Source organism: Cryobacterium zhongshanensis, assembly GCF_022760445.1.
Classification (GTDB): Bacteria; Actinomycetota; Actinomycetes; order Actinomycetales; family Microbacteriaceae; genus Cryobacterium; species Cryobacterium algoricola.
In genome coordinates this window covers 1327456-1345728 of sequence record NZ_JALGAR010000001.1, presented here as the reverse complement: position 1 = coordinate 1345728, position 18273 = coordinate 1327456, and the positions used below count along the sequence as shown (strand labels likewise).

General features: G+C 69.6%; 14 protein-coding genes. 4 read left to right on the top strand and 10 right to left on the bottom strand.

Features of this window, described 5'->3' with window-relative positions; genetic code table 11:
- Positions 1-203: 203 nt before the first annotated feature.
- From MQH31_RS06035 to MQH31_RS06010, 6 genes are read right to left on the bottom strand one after another with little or no spacing between them, the layout of a single operon-like run.
- A complete protein-coding gene (locus MQH31_RS06035) occupies positions 204-1355 on the bottom strand; it encodes a VIT1/CCC1 transporter family protein (RefSeq protein ID WP_243011306.1) in 1152 nt (383 codons plus the stop codon).
- 5 nt (positions 1356-1360) lie between these two features.
- Positions 1361-1669, bottom strand: a complete 309-nt coding sequence (locus tag MQH31_RS06030) for a hypothetical protein (protein ID WP_134532269.1) — start codon at positions 1667-1669, stop codon at positions 1361-1363.
- Positions 1669-3174 carry an Asp-tRNA(Asn)/Glu-tRNA(Gln) amidotransferase subunit GatB gene (gatB, locus tag MQH31_RS06025; protein ID WP_134532271.1) on the bottom strand — a complete coding sequence of 502 codons (1506 nt, stop codon included), beginning with the start codon at positions 3172-3174 and terminating at the stop codon, positions 1669-1671. Before gatB ends, MQH31_RS06030 begins: the two co-directional genes overlap by 1 nt.
- Positions 3174-4721: an Asp-tRNA(Asn)/Glu-tRNA(Gln) amidotransferase subunit GatA gene (gene gatA, locus MQH31_RS06020; protein ID WP_134532273.1), complete on the bottom strand. Its 1548-nt coding sequence runs from the start codon at positions 4719-4721 to the stop codon at positions 3174-3176. Before gatA ends, gatB begins: the two co-directional genes overlap by 1 nt.
- 2 nt (positions 4722-4723) lie before the next feature.
- A complete protein-coding gene (gene gatC / locus MQH31_RS06015) occupies positions 4724-5020 on the bottom strand; it encodes an Asp-tRNA(Asn)/Glu-tRNA(Gln) amidotransferase subunit GatC (RefSeq protein ID WP_134532275.1) in 297 nt (98 codons plus the stop codon).
- A 35-nt stretch (positions 5021-5055) separates the two neighbouring features.
- On the bottom strand, positions 5056-6303 hold the full coding sequence (locus MQH31_RS06010) for an alpha/beta hydrolase (RefSeq protein ID WP_243011305.1): 1248 nt from the start codon (positions 6301-6303) through the stop codon (positions 5056-5058).
- A 256-nt stretch (positions 6304-6559) separates the two neighbouring features.
- On the opposite strand from MQH31_RS06010, the gene MQH31_RS06005 reads away from it, so the two are divergent.
- Positions 6560-7096 carry a PadR family transcriptional regulator gene (locus MQH31_RS06005; protein ID WP_243011304.1) on the top strand — a complete coding sequence of 179 codons (537 nt, stop codon included), beginning with the start codon at positions 6560-6562 and terminating at the stop codon, positions 7094-7096.
- Entirely contained in the window at positions 7093-7857 is a 765-nt protein-coding gene (locus MQH31_RS06000) for an alpha/beta fold hydrolase (protein WP_243011303.1), read from the top strand. Before MQH31_RS06005 ends, MQH31_RS06000 begins: the two co-directional genes overlap by 4 nt.
- A 78-nt stretch (positions 7858-7935) precedes the next feature.
- On the opposite strand, the gene ligA is transcribed toward MQH31_RS06000, so the two are convergent.
- The 3 genes from ligA to MQH31_RS05985 form a co-directional block, all read right to left on the bottom strand.
- Positions 7936-10290: an NAD-dependent DNA ligase LigA gene (gene ligA, locus MQH31_RS05995; protein ID WP_372488119.1), complete on the bottom strand. Its 2355-nt coding sequence runs from the start codon at positions 10288-10290 to the stop codon at positions 7936-7938.
- Positions 10283-11506 carry a tRNA 2-thiouridine(34) synthase MnmA gene (gene mnmA, locus MQH31_RS05990; protein WP_243011302.1) on the bottom strand — a complete coding sequence of 408 codons (1224 nt, stop codon included), beginning with the start codon at positions 11504-11506 and terminating at the stop codon, positions 10283-10285. Before mnmA ends, ligA begins: the two co-directional genes overlap by 8 nt.
- 199 nt (positions 11507-11705) lie before the next feature.
- The gene (locus MQH31_RS05985) at positions 11706-12923 is read right to left on the bottom strand and encodes a cysteine desulfurase family protein (protein ID WP_243011301.1); all 1218 of its coding nucleotides are present in this window, start codon (positions 12921-12923) and stop codon (positions 11706-11708) included.
- 84 nt (positions 12924-13007) lie between these two features.
- Here MQH31_RS05985 and glgX point away from each other — a divergent pair, with 84 nt between their 5' ends.
- Positions 13008-15050 (top strand): glycogen debranching protein GlgX, encoded by a 2043-nt coding sequence (gene glgX / locus MQH31_RS05980; RefSeq protein WP_243011300.1) that lies wholly within the window; start codon positions 13008-13010, stop codon positions 15048-15050.
- 29 nt (positions 15051-15079) lie between these two features.
- Positions 15080-15568, top strand: a complete 489-nt coding sequence (gene ybaK / locus MQH31_RS05975) for a Cys-tRNA(Pro) deacylase (protein WP_372488118.1) — start codon at positions 15080-15082, stop codon at positions 15566-15568.
- Here ybaK and glgP read toward each other — a convergent pair.
- Positions 15565-18153: an alpha-glucan family phosphorylase gene (glgP, locus tag MQH31_RS05970; RefSeq protein ID WP_134532288.1), complete on the bottom strand. Its 2589-nt coding sequence runs from the start codon at positions 18151-18153 to the stop codon at positions 15565-15567. The genes ybaK and glgP overlap by 4 nt on opposite strands.
- Positions 18154-18273 lie beyond the last annotated feature (120 nt).

The following is an 18273-nucleotide window of genomic DNA, read 5'->3' as shown; positions in this document are numbered from 1 at the left end:
GCGAGCAACAGCGGCCCGCGGACCAGTGCGGCCGATTCCACCCAACCCCACGCGTCTCCTGAATTCGACCCCGGGGGATACCAGTGGCAGGGGGACGCCGATCCGCGGCGGCGCGGAGAAACCCCGTCCGACATGGATGGGCCGTTCACGACTCGGCGGGGCGCGACGCCCGACCTCACGCTCGCGAATCGTTCCCGAAGGGACTACCCGAGCGAGGTGCCGAAGAGCAGCCCGAGCACGTAAGTGACGCCGGCGGCCGCGAAGCCAATCAGCAGCTGGCGGAGCGCACGACGGAGCGGCGGCCCGCCGGAGAGCAGTCCGACGATCGCACCGGTCGCGAGGAGGGCGAGTCCGACGAGCACGGACGCGACCACGATCGCCGTGAGGCCCTCGAGGCCGAACAGGTACGGCAGAACGGGAAGGATGGCCCCGGAAGCGAAGAAGCAGAAGCTCGAGGTGGCGGCGCCCCAGCCGGTGCCGATCGCCTCGTGCTCATCGGTCGCGGGGTCGAGCGCCCCGTGGGGAGAATCGGAGCCGGGGACGGGGGCGGCAACCGAAACCGGTCCGGTGGCCATGGTCAGCGTGCGCAGCACTTCGTGGGCATGCGCTTCGGCTTCCTCGGCCGCCATTCCCTGCGCCCGGTAGACGAGGGTGAGCTCGTTGGCGGCGAGGTCGAGGTGCGAGAGCACCGTGCGCGCGGTTGCCTGGGGGGTGGATGCCTCGAGCAGCTCACGCTGCGACCGCACCGAGACGTACTCCCCCGCACCCATCGACAGGGCGCCGGCGAGCAGGCCGGCAATGCCCGTGAACAGGATGGTCGCGGCGGGAACACCGGTCGCGCCGATGCCGAGCACGAGAGCGAGGTTGGAGACGAGGCCGTCGTTGATGCCGAAGACGGCGGCACGGAAGGATCCGGCGAGGCGCTGGCGCCCCCGAGCGGCGAGCCCGCGGACGACCTCCTCGTGGATGCGTTCGTCGGCCGCCATCGTCTTCGTCGCGTCGACGTCGGAGTCGTATGGCGAGCGTGCTTCCGCCCGCTGGGCGAGCGCGAGCACGAAGACGGAACCGAAGCGCCTCGCGAGGAAACCGAGGAACCGGGTGCGCACCGCACCGCGCTTAGGCGGTCCGGCCTGATCGCCCAGCAGGTCACGCCAATGCGCCTCGTGGCGGGCTTCCGCCTCGGCGAGGGCGAGCAGAATCTCGCGCTCCTCACCGACGCGTCGGGAGGCCAGGTCGCGGTACACCGCGGCCTCCGCGCGTTCGTCGGCGAGGTACTGGCGCCAGCGACGGATGTCGGCCGGGGTCGCGGGGCTTTCCGTGCGCGGGGACTCCGGGAGTTCCTGGGCTGCGCTCATCGCCATCACGCTTCCGGGGCCGGTTCGAGGGAGGCCTGGGCGACCCGGGCAGACAGGTGCGGTCCGGAGCCGTCGAGCCCGAAGAAGGGCTCGTCGAATTGCACGGTCCAGATCGCCTCCCGGCCGGAGACCGGCGCGTACAGTGCAGCGCCGTCGGAGTCCCCCGCTCCGACGATGACGCCGATGGGGTCTTCCACCATCGACTCCGGGTAGCGGCTCCGATCGAGCCGCACCAGGACCTGCATCCCCACGCCGAAAACGGCGCGGCTCGCAGCCCCGTCCGCTGCGGGCTCGCGTCGCTTCCAGAGAGCCATTACTCGGCCGTTCCTGCCCTTTCGAGGACGAGTTCCCGTACCCGTGCGGCATCCGCCTGCCCGCGCATGGCCTTCATGACGGCGCCGATCACGGCGCCGGCCGCCTGGACCTTGCCGTCGCGGATCTTCGCGAGGACGTCGGGCTGGGAGGCGAGGGCGAGGTCGATGGCCTCGATGAGCGGGCCGTCGTCGGAAACGACTGCGAGACCGCGGATCTCGACGACCTCGAGCGGGGTGCCTTCGCCGGCGATGACGCCCTCGAGCACCTGGCGGGCCAGGCGGTCGGTCAGCGTTCCCGCGGTGACGAGTTCGATGAGCGCGGCGAGCTGCATCGGCTCGACGAGCGAGTCAGCGGAGACGCCGGCGACGTTCGCGAGCCGGGCGACCTCGCCGGTCCACCACTTGCGGGCAGACTGGGCGGATGCCCCGGCCGCGACGGTGGCCTCGACCGCGTCGAGCAAATCGGAGTTGACGACGTCCTGGAACTCCAGGTTCGCGAAGCCCCAGTCGGCCTGGAGGCGCTTACGCCGTGCCGCGGGCGGCTCCGGCAGGGTCGCGCGGAGTTCTTCGACCCAGGCGCGGGAGGGCGCGACGGGGACGAGGTCCGGCTCGGGGAAGTAGCGGTAGTCGTCGGCGTCGGACTTGGGCCGGCCTGCGGACGTGATTCCGGTGTCCTCGTGCCAGTGGCGCGTTTCCTGGGTGATGGTTCCACCGGCGGCGAGGAGCGCGGCCTGGCGCTGGATCTCGTAGCGGACGGCACGTTCGACGCTGCGGAGCGAGTTGACGTTCTTGGTCTCCGTGCGGGTGCCGAGCTTGCCGGAGCCGCGCGGGCGCAGGGACACGTTCGCGTCGCAGCGCACGTTGCCCTCTTCCATCCGGGCGTTGGACACCCCGAGCGCCTTGACGATCTCGCGGATCGCGGCCACATAGGTGCGTCCGATCTCGGGAGAGTCCGCCTCGCCGCCCTCGATCATCTGCGTGACGATCTCGACGAGCGGCACGCCGCCGCGGTTGTAGTCCACGAGCGAGTAGTCGGCGCCCTGGATGCGGCCGGTCGCGCCGCCGACGTGGGTGAGCTTGCCCGCGTCGTCTTCCATGTGCGCGCGTTCGATGTCGATCGTGACCTGGCGGCCGCTCTCGAGTTCGATCGTGAGCTGCCCGTTGAACGCGATCGGCTCGTCGTACTGCGAGGTCTGGAAGTTCTTCGCAGTGTCGGGGTAGAAGTAGTTCTTGCGCGCGAAGCGCGAGTATTCGGCGATCTCGCAGCCGAGGGCGAGCCCGAGGCGGATGCTCGACTCGATCGCCTTCGCGTTCACCTGCGGGAGCCCGCCGGGAAGCCCGAGGCAGGTCGGGCAGGTGTTCGTGTTGGCACCCTGGCCGAATTCGTTCGCGCAGCCGCAGAACATCTTGGTCTTGGTGTTCAGTTCGACGTGCACCTCAAAGCCGAGCACCGGCTCGAACAGTTCGAGGGCCTTGTCGTAATCCATCAGTTCAGCCTTCTTCATCAGACGGCTCCCCCTTCGCTCGCGAACATTTCGGTGGGCGCCAGTTTCGGCGCAAGGCTGAGCAGGGTGTGTCCCCAGTGCGCTTCGAGCAACTGCTCGACGGCGGCACCGAAGGTGTACAGGCGGGCGTCCTGCTTGGCGGGCGCCATCACCTGCAGCCCGACGGGCAGGCCGTCCTCCGGCGCGAGGCCCATCGGCAGGCTCATTCCGGGGATACCGGCGAGGTTCGCCGGGATCGTGGTGACGTCGTTGAGGTACATCGCCATCGGGTCGTCCATCTTCTCGCCGAACTTGAACGCCGTGGTCGGCGCGCTCGGGGACAACAGGACGTCGACCTTCTCGAATGCCGCGTCGAAGTCGCGCTGGATCAGGGTGCGCACCTTCTGGGCGCTGCCGTAGTAGGCGTCGTAGTATCCGGCACTCAGGGCGTAGGTGCCGAGGATGATCCGGCGCTTGACCTCCGGGCCGAACCCGGCGTCGCGGGTCGCGGCCATGACCCGTTCGCTCGTGAGCGGGCCCTCCTCCGGGTCGACACGGATGCCGAAACGCACCGAGTCGAAGCGGGCCAGGTTGCTCGAGGCCTCGGCCGGGAGGATCAGGTAGTACGCGGCGACGGCGTATTCGAAGCTCGGCGCGCTGACCTCTTCGATCTCGGCGCCGGCAGCGACGAGCATCGCGAGGGTTTCGTTGAAGCGCTGCAGGACGCCGGGCTGGAACCCGGGGCCGGACAGCTCCTTGACGACGCCGATCCGCACACCGGTGAGGGCGCCGTCGACCCGGCCCGCGATCGCGGCAGCGGCCATCGACGGCCAGCGGTCGGTCAGCGAGGTGGAGTCGAGCGGGTCATGGCCGCTCAGCACGTCGTGGAGGAGCGCGGCGTCGTAGACGGTGCGGCTGACCGGCCCGACCTGGTCGAGCGAGGACGCCAGGGCGATCGCTCCGTACCGGGAGACGCCGCCGTAGGTCGGCTTGACTCCGACGGATCCGGTGACGGCGGCGGGCTGGCGGATCGATCCGCCGGTGTCGCTACCGAGGGCGAGGGGAGCTTCGAACGCGCTCACTGCGGCGGCGGAGCCTCCGCCGGAACCGCCGGGGATCCGGTCGAGGTCCCAGGGGTTGTGGGTCGGGCCGTACGCGGAGAACTCGGTGGACGAACCCATCGCGAATTCGTCCATGTTGGTCTTGCCGAGCGGGATCAGCCCGGCTTCACGGACGAGGCGCACGACGGTCGCGTCGTAGGGCGGGATCCAGCCCTCGAGGATCTTCGAGCCGGCGGTCGAGGGCATGTCGCGCGTCGCGAGCACGTCCTTGATGGCGATGGGCACTCCGGCGAGCGGACCGAGCACGGCACCGGCGGCGCGCTGGGCGTCGACGGCTGCAGCAGCGGCGAGGGCGCTCGCCCCGGCCACGTGCAGGAACGCGTGCACGTCGGTGTCGACGGCCGCGATGTGGTCGAGGTGGGCCTGGGTGGCCTCCACCGAGCTGACGGCACCGCTCGTGAGGAGGATCGACAGGTCTGCGGCGGACAGGCGGGTGAGATCGGTCATGACTACTCCTCGTCCAGGATCGCCGGCACGCGGAACTTGTCGCCGTCGCGGTCGGTCGATCCGGACAGTGCTTCTTCGACGGACAGGGACGGCACGACGACGTCGGCGCGGAAAACGTTGGTCAACGGCATCGGGTGGCTCGTCGCGGGAACGTCGGGCGTGGCGACTTCGGCGACCTTCGCCACCGAATCCACGATCTGGCCGAGTTCGGCGGTGAGGCGGGTGATCTCCTCCGGGCTGAGGTCGATCCGGGCGAGGTTTGCCAAGTGCGCAACCTGCTCGGCCGTGATTTCAGACATGTTGCTCCGATTGTGGTTGAGGTGAAGACCCAATTCTATTCGGAGCCGTTGGTGACCAGATCCGCGTTGTCCGTTCCGACCAGCGCCATATTGTGCAGGGACTCGCTTCCCGGCTCGAAATACGCATTGTGGCCGAGCGAGGCCGTGAGGCTGGCACCGGTGATCCGGTCGGTCGCCCCCGACACTCCGAGAGGATGCGCCCCGTACGATTCCGCCCCCGGATCGCTCCCGAAGAACGCGCTGTTCACGGCCGGATCCCAGTCGGCCTTCCCGACCCAGACGTTCTCGCCCGTCACGTGCAGGCTGGCCGCGGACTGGATCTGGCTGCCCGGCGATCCGACGAGCACGAGGGCGTCGACGTCGAAGGAGCCGCGGGCGAGGGCGGTGAGCGCGACGGTCGAGCCGTAAGAGTGCGCGTAGACGGTGATGAAGGGTTGGTGCGCCCGCCGGTCCGAGCGGATGCCGAGCGAGGACTTCTCGAGGAAGTCGGCTCCGACGAGGGCCTTGTCGAGGCCGCCGACGCTGAACAGGTCGGGGACCTCGTAGCCGATCCAGGCCACCGTCGCGACACTGGCGGGCGCCTCGCCTTGCCCCCGGGCTGCGCGTTCGGCGAGTACCTTCTCCTGTTCGGCGTACAGGTCGTTCGCGGTGTTCGTCCAGTGCACCATCTCGGCCTCGACGGTGTAGTTCATGCCGGGGACGAGGAAGCCGACGTAATCAGCGGTGTCGGGGTTGCCGAGCGCGATCGCTGCGCGGCCACCGCCGGTGCTGTCGAGCAGGATCAGGGAGCGGCGCGGGCCGGCATCCGCTTGCCGCAGTGCGGTGCGCACCTGGCCGAGGACGGCGAGCTCGTGGGTCGCGCTCGTGCGGTCGTCGTCGCTCACGGCGCCCACGAGGCGCTGCTGGGCCCCGGCGATGCTCTCGTTCAGGTATCTGGCGTTGGCGCGGCCGCGCTCCCGGAACGGGATGCCCTCGAGGTTGCCGACGAGACGGGGTGCCGCTGCGATGAGCGAGGAGCGTTCGGTGCCGCCGAGGTTCGTCCACCAGCCGGTGACCTCGGTCGCGGCCGGCGGAACCGCAAGGAGGGAGTCGAGCTGTTCGGGGAAGTCCAGGACGAAGCTCGAGATGTCCGCCACATTCAGCCTGGCCAGGCCGGCGAGAAGGCTCGACCCGCGCAGGAAGCGGAGGGAGTTGACGTCTCCGTCGATCGACAGGGCCGGTTCAAGGCCGATGGGCTGCAGTCCGAGGTCGGTGTCGCTCGACAGGACCGCGTATTCGTGCACCGGAAAGGACTCGCTGGCTCCATTGAAAACCAGCGAGGATGCAAGAAGAATTGCCGCGCCTAACAGCAAACCTGGGTACGTCCCCTCACGAACACCGAGCGGTGGATCAGCACGGTATCGAGTGCACACCCTGCACTTTTAGAATATCGAATTTGGCGGCGGATTTCGTTGAACATTGTCCCCAGAACGCGCCGAAAAACTCCGCGCTGGCACTGACCCCTTGCACTCGGGCATATATGCATGGTCTTATATAGATATGTCGCTGACCATTGCCCTGCTCGGGATGCTCGAGCTCTCGCCCCTCTCCGGGTACGACCTCAACAAGCGGATCGAGGGATCCGTCATACATTTCTGGTCTGCGGACCAGTCCCAGATCTATCGCACGCTCAGCCGCCTGGTTGCCGACGGACTCGTCGAGGTCACGGTCATCCCCCAGGACGGCAAGCCCGACCGGCGCGAGCACCGGATCACCCCGGCGGGCGGCAAGGCCCTCGACGCCGCGCTGAGGGCGCCGCTGGAACCCGAGAACCCGCACGAGTCTTTCCTGATGCGCCTCTTCTTCGCGGGCAGGCTCGGGCTCGACGGCGTCCGCGAACTCCTTCGAGCGCGCAGGGAGGAGGCGACCGCGCTGCTCGCACGCCTGACGGCGATCGCCGCCTCGGAGACGGGACACCCGGACGACATCGGCCAGGCCCTGCGACGGGCCACGCTCCGCAGCGGCATCGTGCACGCCGAGGCGGAACTCGCCTGGCTCGACGAGACCGATTCCGCAGTGGTCACGGCCGCACGGTGACCGGGTACCCGCTCGAGCACGGCGCAGCGGCCCCGGGCTCGGGGACCATCGTTTTGCTGCACGGCGGCACCGTCGCCTCCTGGTCCTGGCAACCGCAGGTCGAGCGCCTGCCGGAGCGGCACATCCTCACACCCGACCTGCCGGGGTTCGGCTCTCGCTCGGGGGAAGAATGGCTCTCGCTCGATCGCACCGCTGACGACGTGGCCGAGATCATCCGCAGCCACGCCAGGGGCGGGCGCGCCCACGTGGTCGGGCTCTCGCTCGGCGGGCTGGTCGCCCTGCGCCTGATGGCGAGGCACCCGGACCTGATCCGGTCCTGTCTCATCTCGGGCGCACCGCTGGCCGGCATCCACGGCGCCGCGCGCTTTCTCAACACCCTCCAGCTGCGCCTGTGGGACAAGGCCTGGTACTGGAAGGCCCAGGCGAAGGCGTTCGGGCTGCCCGAAGACGCCGTCGACCTGTTCGTCGACCACGGGCTGGGCATCCGGGCGGACAACGCGGCACGCGTGTTCGCAGACGTCAACCGGGGCGGCTGCCCGGAATCGCTCGGCGACTACCGGGGGCCGTTCCTCGCCGTCGCCGGGGGAAAGGAGTCGAGCCTGGTGCGGCGCAGCTTCCCCGAACTGCAACGCAGGCTGCCGCAGACCCTCACCTGGATCGCTCCCGGCATGCACCACGTCTGGAGCATCGAGGACGCCGCACTCTTCACTCAGATGATCGTCGGCTGGGTCGACAAGGCAACGGTTCCCGAGCCCGGCTGATGGGTGACGGATGACCGGCCCGGCCTGCCCGGCAGGCTCGGCCGGCTCGGCCGGCTCCGGTCAGTCGGTCGGCTCCGGTCAGTCGGTCGGCGCGGCGGCCGTGCCGTCGGTCACGTCGGCCGTAGGGTCGACGGTCGCGTCAGCGGTCAGGTCGGTGCCCACCTCGGCGACGCCGCCATCGGCCGCGTCGAGTGCAGCGGGACCGCCGGTGACGAGGAGCCGGAATTGGGCAGCGTCGAGGATGCGCAGCCCGAGGGCCTCAGCCTTGGTGAGCTTGGAGCCGGCACCCGGCCCCGCGGCCACGAAGTCGGTGTTCTTGGACACGCTCGACGCGCTCTTTCCGCCCGCGGAGATGATCGCCTCCTGGGCTTCCTCCCGGGTATAGCCCTCGAGTGACCCGGTCGCGACGACGGTCAGACCGACGAGGACTCCCCCGGCGGCAGCTGCTGCCCCGGGTCCCGGGTGCCCGGGCGTCTCGAACTGCACGCCGGCGGCCGTCCACTGATCGACGATGTCGCGGTGCCAGTCGACCTCGAACCAGTCGATGATCGCGTCGGCGATGATGCCGCCGACACCGTCGACCTCGGCAAGTTCATCGCGCGTTGCCGCACGGATCGCGTCGAGGCCGCCGAAGTGGCCGGCAAGGGCGCGCGCGGCGACCGGGCCGACGTGACGGATGTTGAGCGAGACCAGCAGGCGCCAGAGCGGTTTGGTCTTGGCGAGTTCGATCTCGGCGAGCAGCTTGACCGCGCTCGACGACGGCTGCGTACCGGTGAGGCCTTCCCGCTTCTCGGCGGCCGTCGGGTTCCGCCGGAACGGCGTGCGCAGCCGGATCGTGCCGTCCTCCTCTTCGCGGGGCAGCCCGGTCTCGGCGTCGCGCACGACGACCTCGATCGGGGTCAGGTCGTCGAGGGTGAGGTCGAAGAGGCCGGCTTCGGTGCGCAGCGGCGGCTCGATCGGCACCGTCGGCTGGGTGAGCGCGGCCGCGGCCACCTCACCGAGCACCTCGATGTCGAGCGCACCGCGGGACCCGATGTGCTCGACCCGTCCACGGACCTGGGCAGGACAGCTGCGCGCGTTCGGGCAGCGCAGGTCGATATCGCCCTCTTTGGCGGGAGCGAGCGGGGTGCCGCACTCCGGACAGTTCGCCGGCATCACGAACGCCCGTTCGGTGCCGTCGCGCAGCTCGACGACCGGGCCGAGGATCTCGGGGATCACGTCGCCGGCCTTCCGCAGCACGACGGTGTCGCCGATCAGCACGCCCTTGGCCTTGACGACGTCCTGGTTGTGCAGGGTGGCCTGGCGCACCTCGGAGCCGGCGACCCGCACCTTCTGCATCACGGCGAATGGCGTGGCACGCCCGGTGCGGCCGACACTCACGACGATGTCGAGCAGCTTCGTGTTCACCTGCTCCGGCGGGTACTTGTATGCGATCGCCCAGCGGGGCGCCCGGCTCGTTGCCCCCAGTTCGGCGTGCAGGGCGAGTTCGTCGACCTTGATCACGATGCCGTCGATCTCGTGGGAGACGCTCGCCCGATGCTCGCCGTAGTACGCGATGAAGGCGGATGCCCCGCTCGCGTCCGACTCGACGCGGAAGTAGCTGCTCGTCGGCAGCCCCCAGCCGGCCAGCAGGGCATAGACCTCGGACTGGGCGTCAGCCTCGGGATCGGCCCAGGCCCCGATGCCGTGCACGAGCATCCGGAGCCGGCCGAGCCGCGCGCGCATCAGGCGCAGTGCTTCCGGGTTCTTGCCCTCCGCCTTCTGGCGCAGGGAGCCTGCGGCGGCGTTGCGCGGGTTGGCGAAGGGGCGTTCTCCGGCGGCGACCTGCTGGGCGTTGAGGTCGGCGAAGGCGACGACGGGGAAGAAGACCTCGCCGCGCACCTCCATCAGCGGCGGATGCCCGGTGCCGGACAGCCTCTCGGGGATTCCGGGGACCCAGTGGATGTTCTCGGTGACGTCCTCGCCGACGACACCGTCGCCGCGGGTCGCCGCGGTGACGAGCACGCCGTTCTCGTAGCGGAGGTTGATCGCGAGGCCGTCGATCTTGAGTTCGCACAGGTAGTGCACGGGGCGGCCGGCGTCCCGTTCGACCTTGGCGGCCCAGGCCTCGAATTCCTCGATCGAGAAGACGTTGTCGAGGCTCAGCATCCGCTCGGCGTGCTGGACGGGCGCGAACAGGCTCGTCTCGGCGCGGCCGCCGACGGTCTGGGTGGGGCTGTCCTGGCTCGCGAGCTCGGGGAACTCGCCCTCGAGCACCGCGAGCCGCCGGACGAGCGCGTCGTAGTCCGCATCGGAGATGACGACCTCGTTGCGCTCGTAGTACGCGTCACGGGCGTCGACGATGCGTGCGGTGAGGTCGGCGACCTCGGCGGCGGCCCGCTGGAGGTCCGGCGGGGTGGAGTCGTCTGGCACGGCGCTCGCGGCGTCAGGCACGGGCGGCGGGAACGGCGACCAGGGCTGGTTCGGCGGCGGAGGGCACGGCCTCGGCGGAGGGCACGGGAACGGCGCTCACCGTGCGGTCGATCGTGCACTGGCCGAGCACGCGGGTGCCGACGTAGAGCACCGCGGTCTGGCCGGGCGCGACACCCGTCAGGGGCTCGCGCGGGGTGATCACGAGTTCGGTCGTGCGACCGCTGTCCGGAGCTGCGTTGTCGGGGGCTCCGCTGGCCGGGGCCGGGATGCTCACGACCTGCGCGACGGCGGGGACCGGGTCGGCGTGCGCGCGAATCTGCACGTCGCAGTCGAAGACGATCCCGGGGTGCTCCGGCGGCAGTCCGGTCCAGGTGAACTTCGACCCGGCGATGAGGCCGATCGCGAGCGCCTCCTTCGGGCCGACGACGACGGTGTTGGTGATCGGGCGCACCTCGAGCACGAAGCGCGGCTTGCCGTCCGCGGCCGGAGTGCCGATCTGGAGGCCCTTGCGCTGGCCGACGGTGAACGCTGCGGCGCCCTCGTGCCTGCCGAGGGTGTTTCCCTCGCGGTCGAGGATGTCGCCCGCGGTTGCCGGCACGCGCTCGGCGAGCCAGCCGCGGGTGTCGCCGTCGGGGATGAAACAGATGTCGTAGGAGTCCGGCTTGGTCGCGACGGAGAAGCCGCGCTCTGCGGCCTCCGCGCGCACCTCGGCCTTGGACGGCGTCTCGCCGAGCGGGAACATCGAGTGCGCGAGCTGCTCTGCGGTCAGCACGCCGAGCACGTAGGACTGGTCTTTCGCCCAGGCGCTCGCGCGGTGCAGTTCGCGGTTCCCCGCGGCATCCGTCTGGATGCTCGCGTAGTGGCCGGTGCAGACGGCATCGAAGCCGAGGTCGAGCGCCTTGTCGAGCAGGGCGGCGAACTTGATGCGCTCGTTGCAGCGCATGCAGGGGTTCGGGGTGCGGCCGGCGGCGTATTCGGCGATGAAGTCGTCGACGACGTCGAGCTTGAACCGCTCGGAGAAGTCCCAGACGTAGTACGGGATGCCGATGATGTTCGCGGCCCGCTGGGCGTCCATGGAGTCCTCGATCGTGCAGCAGCCGCGGCTGCCGGTGCGCAGGGTCCCGGGCATGCGACTCAGGGCGAGGTGCACGCCGACGACCTCGTGCCCCGCCTCAACCGCGCGCGCCGCTGCCACCGCGGAGTCGACCCCGCCACTCATTGCTGCCAAAACCTTCACCGGGCAAGTGTAATCGGGAGGCCCGGTTTGGCCAATGCGGGTTTCCGGGCGCGACTCGAGCACCGCCGCGCCCGTTTCCGCAGGCCGCTCCCGAAACGCCAGGCGCGGCCTGCCCAAACCGGCGCGGCCGCGACGTGGAATCGGCGCGGCCTGCCGAAACCGGCGCGGGCGCGAGCCTGGAGCGTCGTGCCCGGCAGGGTCAGCGGGTGGACACGCGGTCGTTCATCCCGGCGCGGCTAGCCTGGGCGTGCGCCGCGGGCAGTGCGGCGAGGAAGGCGTCGACATCCGCGTCTGTGGAATCGCGGCCGAGAGTGATCCTCAGGGCGCTGCGGGCCTCGGCCTCGCTGCGGCCCATCGCGCGCAGCACGTGCGAGGGCTCCGGGATGCCGGCCTGGCACGCCGAGCCGGTCGACACCGAGATTCCGGCGGCGTCGAGCAGGAACAGGAGCGACTCCCCCTCGCAGCCGGGGAAGGTGAAGTGGGCGTTGCCCGGCAGGCGCTGCTCGTTCGACCCATCAGGTACGGGACCGTTGAGCACTGCGGTCGGGACCGCAGAGCGCACGCCGGCGATCAGCCGGTCGCGCAGCGCCCGGAGGCGCACATTGCGTGCGGGCAGGTCGCCGAGGGCGGATGCCGCGGCCGCGAACGCGACGGCGGCGGCGACGTCCTGGGTACCGCTGCGGACCTGGCGCTGTTGCCCGCCGCCGTGGATGAGGGGGACGATGCTGGCCCGGCGCGAGAGCACGAGGGCGCCGATGCCGACCGGTCCGCCGATCTTGTGGGCGGAGACGCTCAGTGCGACGATGCCGCCGCCGGCCGATCCGGCACGGCCCGCGCCGCTCAGCGCGCGGAAGTCGATCGGTACCTGGCCGTATGCGGACACAGCATCGACGTGCACCGGGATCCCGTGGGTCGCGGCGAGCTCGCCGATCTCGGCGATGGGCTGCAGGGTGCCGACCTCGTTGTTCGCGGCGAGCAGGCTGAGCAGTGCGACATCGTCTGTGCCGGTCGCGAGGGCATCCGCCACCCTGGCCGGGTCGACCCGTCCAGTGCCGTCGAGCGGGAGCCATCCCGGTTCCGCCCCGTCGTGGCGTTCGAGCCATTCGACGGTGTCCATGGTCGCGTGGTGCTCTCCGCCGGGGACGAGGATGCCGCGGCGTGGGGCGCGCGCCCAGAACAGGCCCTTGATGGCGAGGTTGATCGCCTCGGTGCCTCCCCCGGTGAACACGACCTCGATCGGGTCGCAGCCGACACTGCGTGCGACGGTCTCGCGGGCTTCCTCGAGCATCCGCTTGGCGTTCTGGCCCTGGCTGTGGATGGAAGCCGGGTTTCCGACGACACTCATGGCGTCGACATATGCCTCGATGGCCGCTGGGAGCATCGGCGTCGTCGCGGCGTGGTCGAGATAAATCGACAAAATACCCTCTTCCGCTCGGTTTTCGGCTGGCTGCGCGTGCGCCGGTGGTCACGGCCACTCTCCGTACTCATTACTCTAGAACGCATGACTCACGCCGATCCCCTGCACAACCTCGGCGTGCGGCTTTCAGCCGGGGTCGGCGAACTCCGTGTCTGGTCGCAGAACGCCGAGGCCATGGACCTCTGCATCTTCGACACCACGGACCCGAACTGGATCGTCAAGACCGTGCCGATGACCCGCGATGCGGACAACGTCTGGTCCGGTCGCAGTCGCACACTGGCCGCGGGCCGACACTACGGCATCCGCGTCTCCGGGCCTGCCTCGCCCACGAATTCGTTCCACCCCGAGAAGACCATGGTCGAGCCCTATTCGCGGGGCCTCGTCAGGGTCGGCCCCGAGCAGTGGCAGTCCTCCGTCGTCGACGACGCCTTCGACTGGGCCGGTTCGGTGAAGCCGAAGATCGCGCTCGACCACACCGTGGTCTACGAGGCGCACGTGCGCGGCATCAGCAAGCTCAACCCGGCGATCCCTGCCGACCTCCGCGGCACGTACGCCGGCCTGGCGCACGAGGCGACGATCGGCTATCTCAAGGAACTCGGCGTCACCACGGTCGAGCTGCTCCCCGTTCAGGCCTTCGTGTCCGAGCAGCGCCTGCTCAAGCAGGGCCTGACCAACTACTGGGGGTACAACACCTTCAACTTCTTCACCCCGCACGCCGACTACGCGACGATGGCGTCCCAGTCGGCCGGACCGGAGGCCGTGCTCCGCGAGTTCAAGGGCATGGTCAAACTGCTGCACGAGGCCGGCCTCGAGGTGATCCTCGACGTGGTCTACAACCACACCGCAGAGGAAGGTCCCGGCGGCCCCGCGAGCAGTCTCCGCGGCATCGACAACGCGACCTACTACCGTCAGAACGACGCGGGCGGCTATGTCGACGTCACCGGCTGCGGCAACACCCTCAACGTCTCCAACGAGGTGCCGAGGCGGCTGGTGCTCGACTCGCTCAAGTACTGGGCGAACGACGTGCAGATCGACGGTTTCCGGTTCGACCTCGCCGCGACGCTCAGCCGCGGCGACAACGTGGAGTTCCAGCGCGACCATCCCCTGATCAAGTCCATCCAGTCCGATCCGGAACTCGCCGGCGTGAAGCTCATCGCCGAGCCGTGGGACGTGGGCATGGGCGGTTGGCAGACCGGTAACTTCCCGGACGGCTGGACCGAGTGGAACGACCGCTACCGCGATCGGATGCGCTCGTTCTGGCTCACCGACATCGCAGCGGCCAGGGACGGCCACTCCGGAAGCGGCATCGGCCGGTTCGCGACCCGGCTGGCCGGCTCCGCGAACACCTTCTCCATGGAGCGTGGTCCGCTCGCATCCCTCAACTTCATCACGGCGCACGACGGCTTCACGATGGCAGACCTGACCGCGTACAACGTCAAGCACAACGTCGGAAACGGCGAATCGAACCGTGACGGCACCGACAGCAACAATTCGTTCAACCACGGCGCAGAGGGACCGACGCGCGACCGCGGCATCCTCGCGACCCGGCGCAAGGCGATGCGCAACCTCCTCGGCACCCTGTTGCTCTCCGCCGGCATCCCGATGCTCACGGCCGGCGACGAATTCGGTCGCAGCCAGCGCGGTAACAACAACGCGTACTGCCACGACAGCGAGCTGACCTGGCTGAACTGGGACCTCGACGACTGGCAGGTCGACCTGCACCGCGTCACGCGGAAGCTGCTCCAGCTGCGTCGCGAGAACCCGGCCCTCCGCCCGGTGTGGTTCGGCCGCTCCGGCGAAACCACGCTGAGCGCGAGCGAGATGGACTGGTACAACATCGAAGGCAAGTCCATGTCGGAGGAGAACTGGCACTCCCCGAAGGAGCGCACCCTGCAGTATCTTGCGGCCTCGACGCCCGAGTTCGAGGAGTTCAACCGGATCCTCCTCATCGTGCAGGGCCGTGAGCGCGACGTGACCGTGACGCTGCCGGAGCATGCCGGGGTCTCCTCGTATACGCTGCTCTGGGATTCCAGCCACGACGACCTGAGCGACGCGGTCATCGAGCACATCCCCGGCACCCGCCTGCTCGTGCCGGGTGCATCGATGCAGCTGTTCCGGGCGAGCTAGTCCGGCCCGGTCGTGGAGGAGCCGCAGTGGTGAAGAAGCACGATGGTGCCGGGGGTACTCCCGCGACGGTCGCGCTCACTCATGCGGGCATCCGTTTCACCCCGCACGCCTACGACCACGACCCGTCGGCGACGGGGTACGGCCTCGAGGCAGCCGCCAAGCTCGGGCTCGACCCGGCGCGGGTGTTCAAGACCCTGCTGGCGGATGCCGATGGCACGCTCGTTGTCGCCGTCGTGCCGGTCGCGGGACAGCTCGACCTCAAGGCGCTCGCGCACGCGGCCGGCGCCAAGAAGGCCGTGATGGCCGACCCGAAACTCGCCGAGCGGAAGACCGGCTACGTTCTCGGCGGCATCAGCCCGGTCGGGCAGAAGACCCGCCTGGCGACCGTCGTCGACGAGACCGCCCTGCTCTACGACACCGTGTTCGTCTCCGGCGGGCGCCGCGGCTTCGACATCGAGCTGGCGCCGGCGGACCTGCTCGCCGCCACCGACGCCCTCACCGCCCCCATCGCGCGCTAGCCGGCTACGGCGATCAGGCCCATCTCGGCCGAGCTCACGAGCAGGTCGTTCTTCGGGACGACGCGCACGGTGTACCCGAACGCACCGCCGCGGTCGAGCGCGACCGTTCCGGTGAAGAGGGTCGCGCCGCCCTGCTCGGGTGTGTCCGAACCGTCCGCGGCATCCGGGTCGACGACCGCTTCGAGCGCGAGGGTGTGCACACCGCTCAGCTCGTCGTTGGCGAGGCTCTTGCCGTAGACGACCTCGACCGTCACATCGGCGGGGTCGAGCCCGTTCAGCTGGACGTGGGCGCGCAGGTGCAGCTCGTCGCCGACCTTGGGGACCGCCGCGACTCCCCCTGACTCGACGTGGGCGACGGAGACGCCGGGCCACTTGGCGACGATGCGTCCCTTCCACACGGCGAGCTCGCGTGCTGCGCGGTAGTTGTTCGCGGACAGGCGTGCCTCGGCCGCCCCGGCAGGGCGGTAGAGCTTCTGCACATACTGGCGCACCATCCGGCCGGCGTTGAGCTCCGGGGACAGAGTCGCGAGGGTGTGCCGGATCGAGGCGACCCAGCGTTCGGGGACACCGTCGGCGTTGCGGTCGTAGAAGCGGGGCGCGACGTGGTGCTCGATGAGTTCGTAGAGAGCGTCCGCTTCGATCCGGTCGCGCTCCGCGGAGTCGCCGGCCGCATCGGCGGACGGGATCGCCCAGCCGTTCTTGCCGTCGTAGTACTCGGGCCACCAGCCGTCGAGGATCGAGAGGTTGAGCGCTCCGTTGAGTGCCGCCTTCATGCCCGAGGTGCCACAGGCCTCCAGGGGACGCAGCGGGTTGTTGAGCCAGACATCCGTGCCCGGGTACATCAACTGGGCCATGCCGATGTTGTAGTCCGGGAGGAAGGCGATGCGGGTGCGCAGTTCGGGATCGGCCGCGAACTGCACGACCTTCTGGATGAGGCGTTTGCCTTCTTCGTCGGCGGGGTGCGACTTGCCGGCGATCACGATCTGGATCGGGTGCTCCGGGTGCAGCAGCAGGGCGCGGAGGCGCTCGGGGTCGTGCAGCATCAGGGTCAGGCGCTTGTAGGTCGGGACTCTGCGGGCGAAGCCGATGGTGAGCACCTTCGGGTCGAAGACCTGGCCGATCCAGCCGGGTACGATCCCGCCGGGGTTCTGCACGAGCCAGGCCGCGGCGATGCGCCGGCGGGCGTCCTCGACGAACTGCAGGCGCATCGTCCCGCGCACAGACCACAGGTCGTCGTCGGTGATGGCGGGCGACGCCCAGTCGGCCTCTGAGGTGTCGCTCGTGCCCAGGCGGTCCTCGGCGAGGTGGAGCAGCGAGGGGTCGGTCCAGGTCGGGGCGTGCACGCCGTTGGTGATCGAGTCGATCGGCACGTCTTCGGCGTCGAAGCCCGGCCAGAGTCCCTTGAACATCCGCCGGCTGACCTCGCCGTGCAGCTTGGACACGCCGTTGGCGCGCTGGCCGAGCCGCAGGCCCATCAGGGCCATGTTGAAGACGTCGGGCGAGCCGCCCGGATAGTTCTCCGCGCCGAGGGCGAGGAGTTCGTCGACGCCGACACCGGGGAGGAGGTCGGTCTCGAAGTACCGCCGTACGAGACTGCGCTCGAACCGGTCGATTCCCGCGGCGACGGGCGTGTGGGTCGTGAACACCGTTCCGGCGCGCGCGACCTGCAGGGCCTCGGCGAAGCTCAGTCCATCGCCGATCAGGCTCGAGATGCGCTCGAGGCCGAGGAAGCCGGCGTGACCCTCGTTGGTGTGGAACACCTCGGGTTCCGGCCGGTTGTTGAGGGCGCTCCAGACCTTGACGGCGCGGGCGCCGCCGATGCCGAGCAGCAGTTCCTGCAGCAGCCGGTGCTCGCCGCCGCCGCCGTAGAGCCGGTCGGTGACGAGGCGCAGGTCGTCCGTGTTCTCGGGGATATCCGTGTCGAGCATGAGCAAGCGGATGCGGCCGACGTTCGCCTGCCAGACCCTCGCGTGCAGGGTGCGGTTGTCGGGGAGGGCGAGGGACACCTGCACGGCGGAACCGTCGGCACGGCGCAGCACGGACAGGGGCAGGCCGTCGGGGTCGAGCAGCGGATAGCTTTCGATCTGCCAGCCATCCGGGGAGATCGCCTGGCTGAAGTAGCCCGCCCGGTAGAACAGGCCGACGCCGATGAGCGGGACACCGAGGTCAGACGCGCTTTTCAGGTGGTCGCCCGCGAGGATCCCGAGTCCGCCGGAGTACTGCGGGAGCGCGGCGGCGATGCCGAACTCCGGGGAGAAGTATGCGATCGACTCGGGCTTGTCACCCTCGAGGCCCTGGTACCAGCGCGGTTCCTGCAGGTAGGAGCGCAGTCCGTCCCTGATCGAATTCACCCAGGAGACGTAGTCGTGGTCCGCGGCGAGCGCCACGAGGCGTGCCGGATCGACGGCGCCGAGCAAGGCAACGGGATCGGTGCCGATTTCGCGCCACAGCTCGGGTGAGATGTGTTCGAAGAGTTGGCGGGTCGGCTCGTGCCAGGACCAGCGCAGGTTACCGGCAAGCTCATCGAGGGCTGCAAGAGCCTCGGGCACGACGGTGCGGACTGTAAATTTACGGATCGCCTTCACACGTTCCAGCCTAGAGGCGCTGGGAGGTCTCTGGGCCTTTCGTCCCCCGGAAAGCACACAATTCGCGCTACGGTCTTCTTGTGGCAAAGACAGCTAAACGTGCGAATGTTGTTCCCGAAT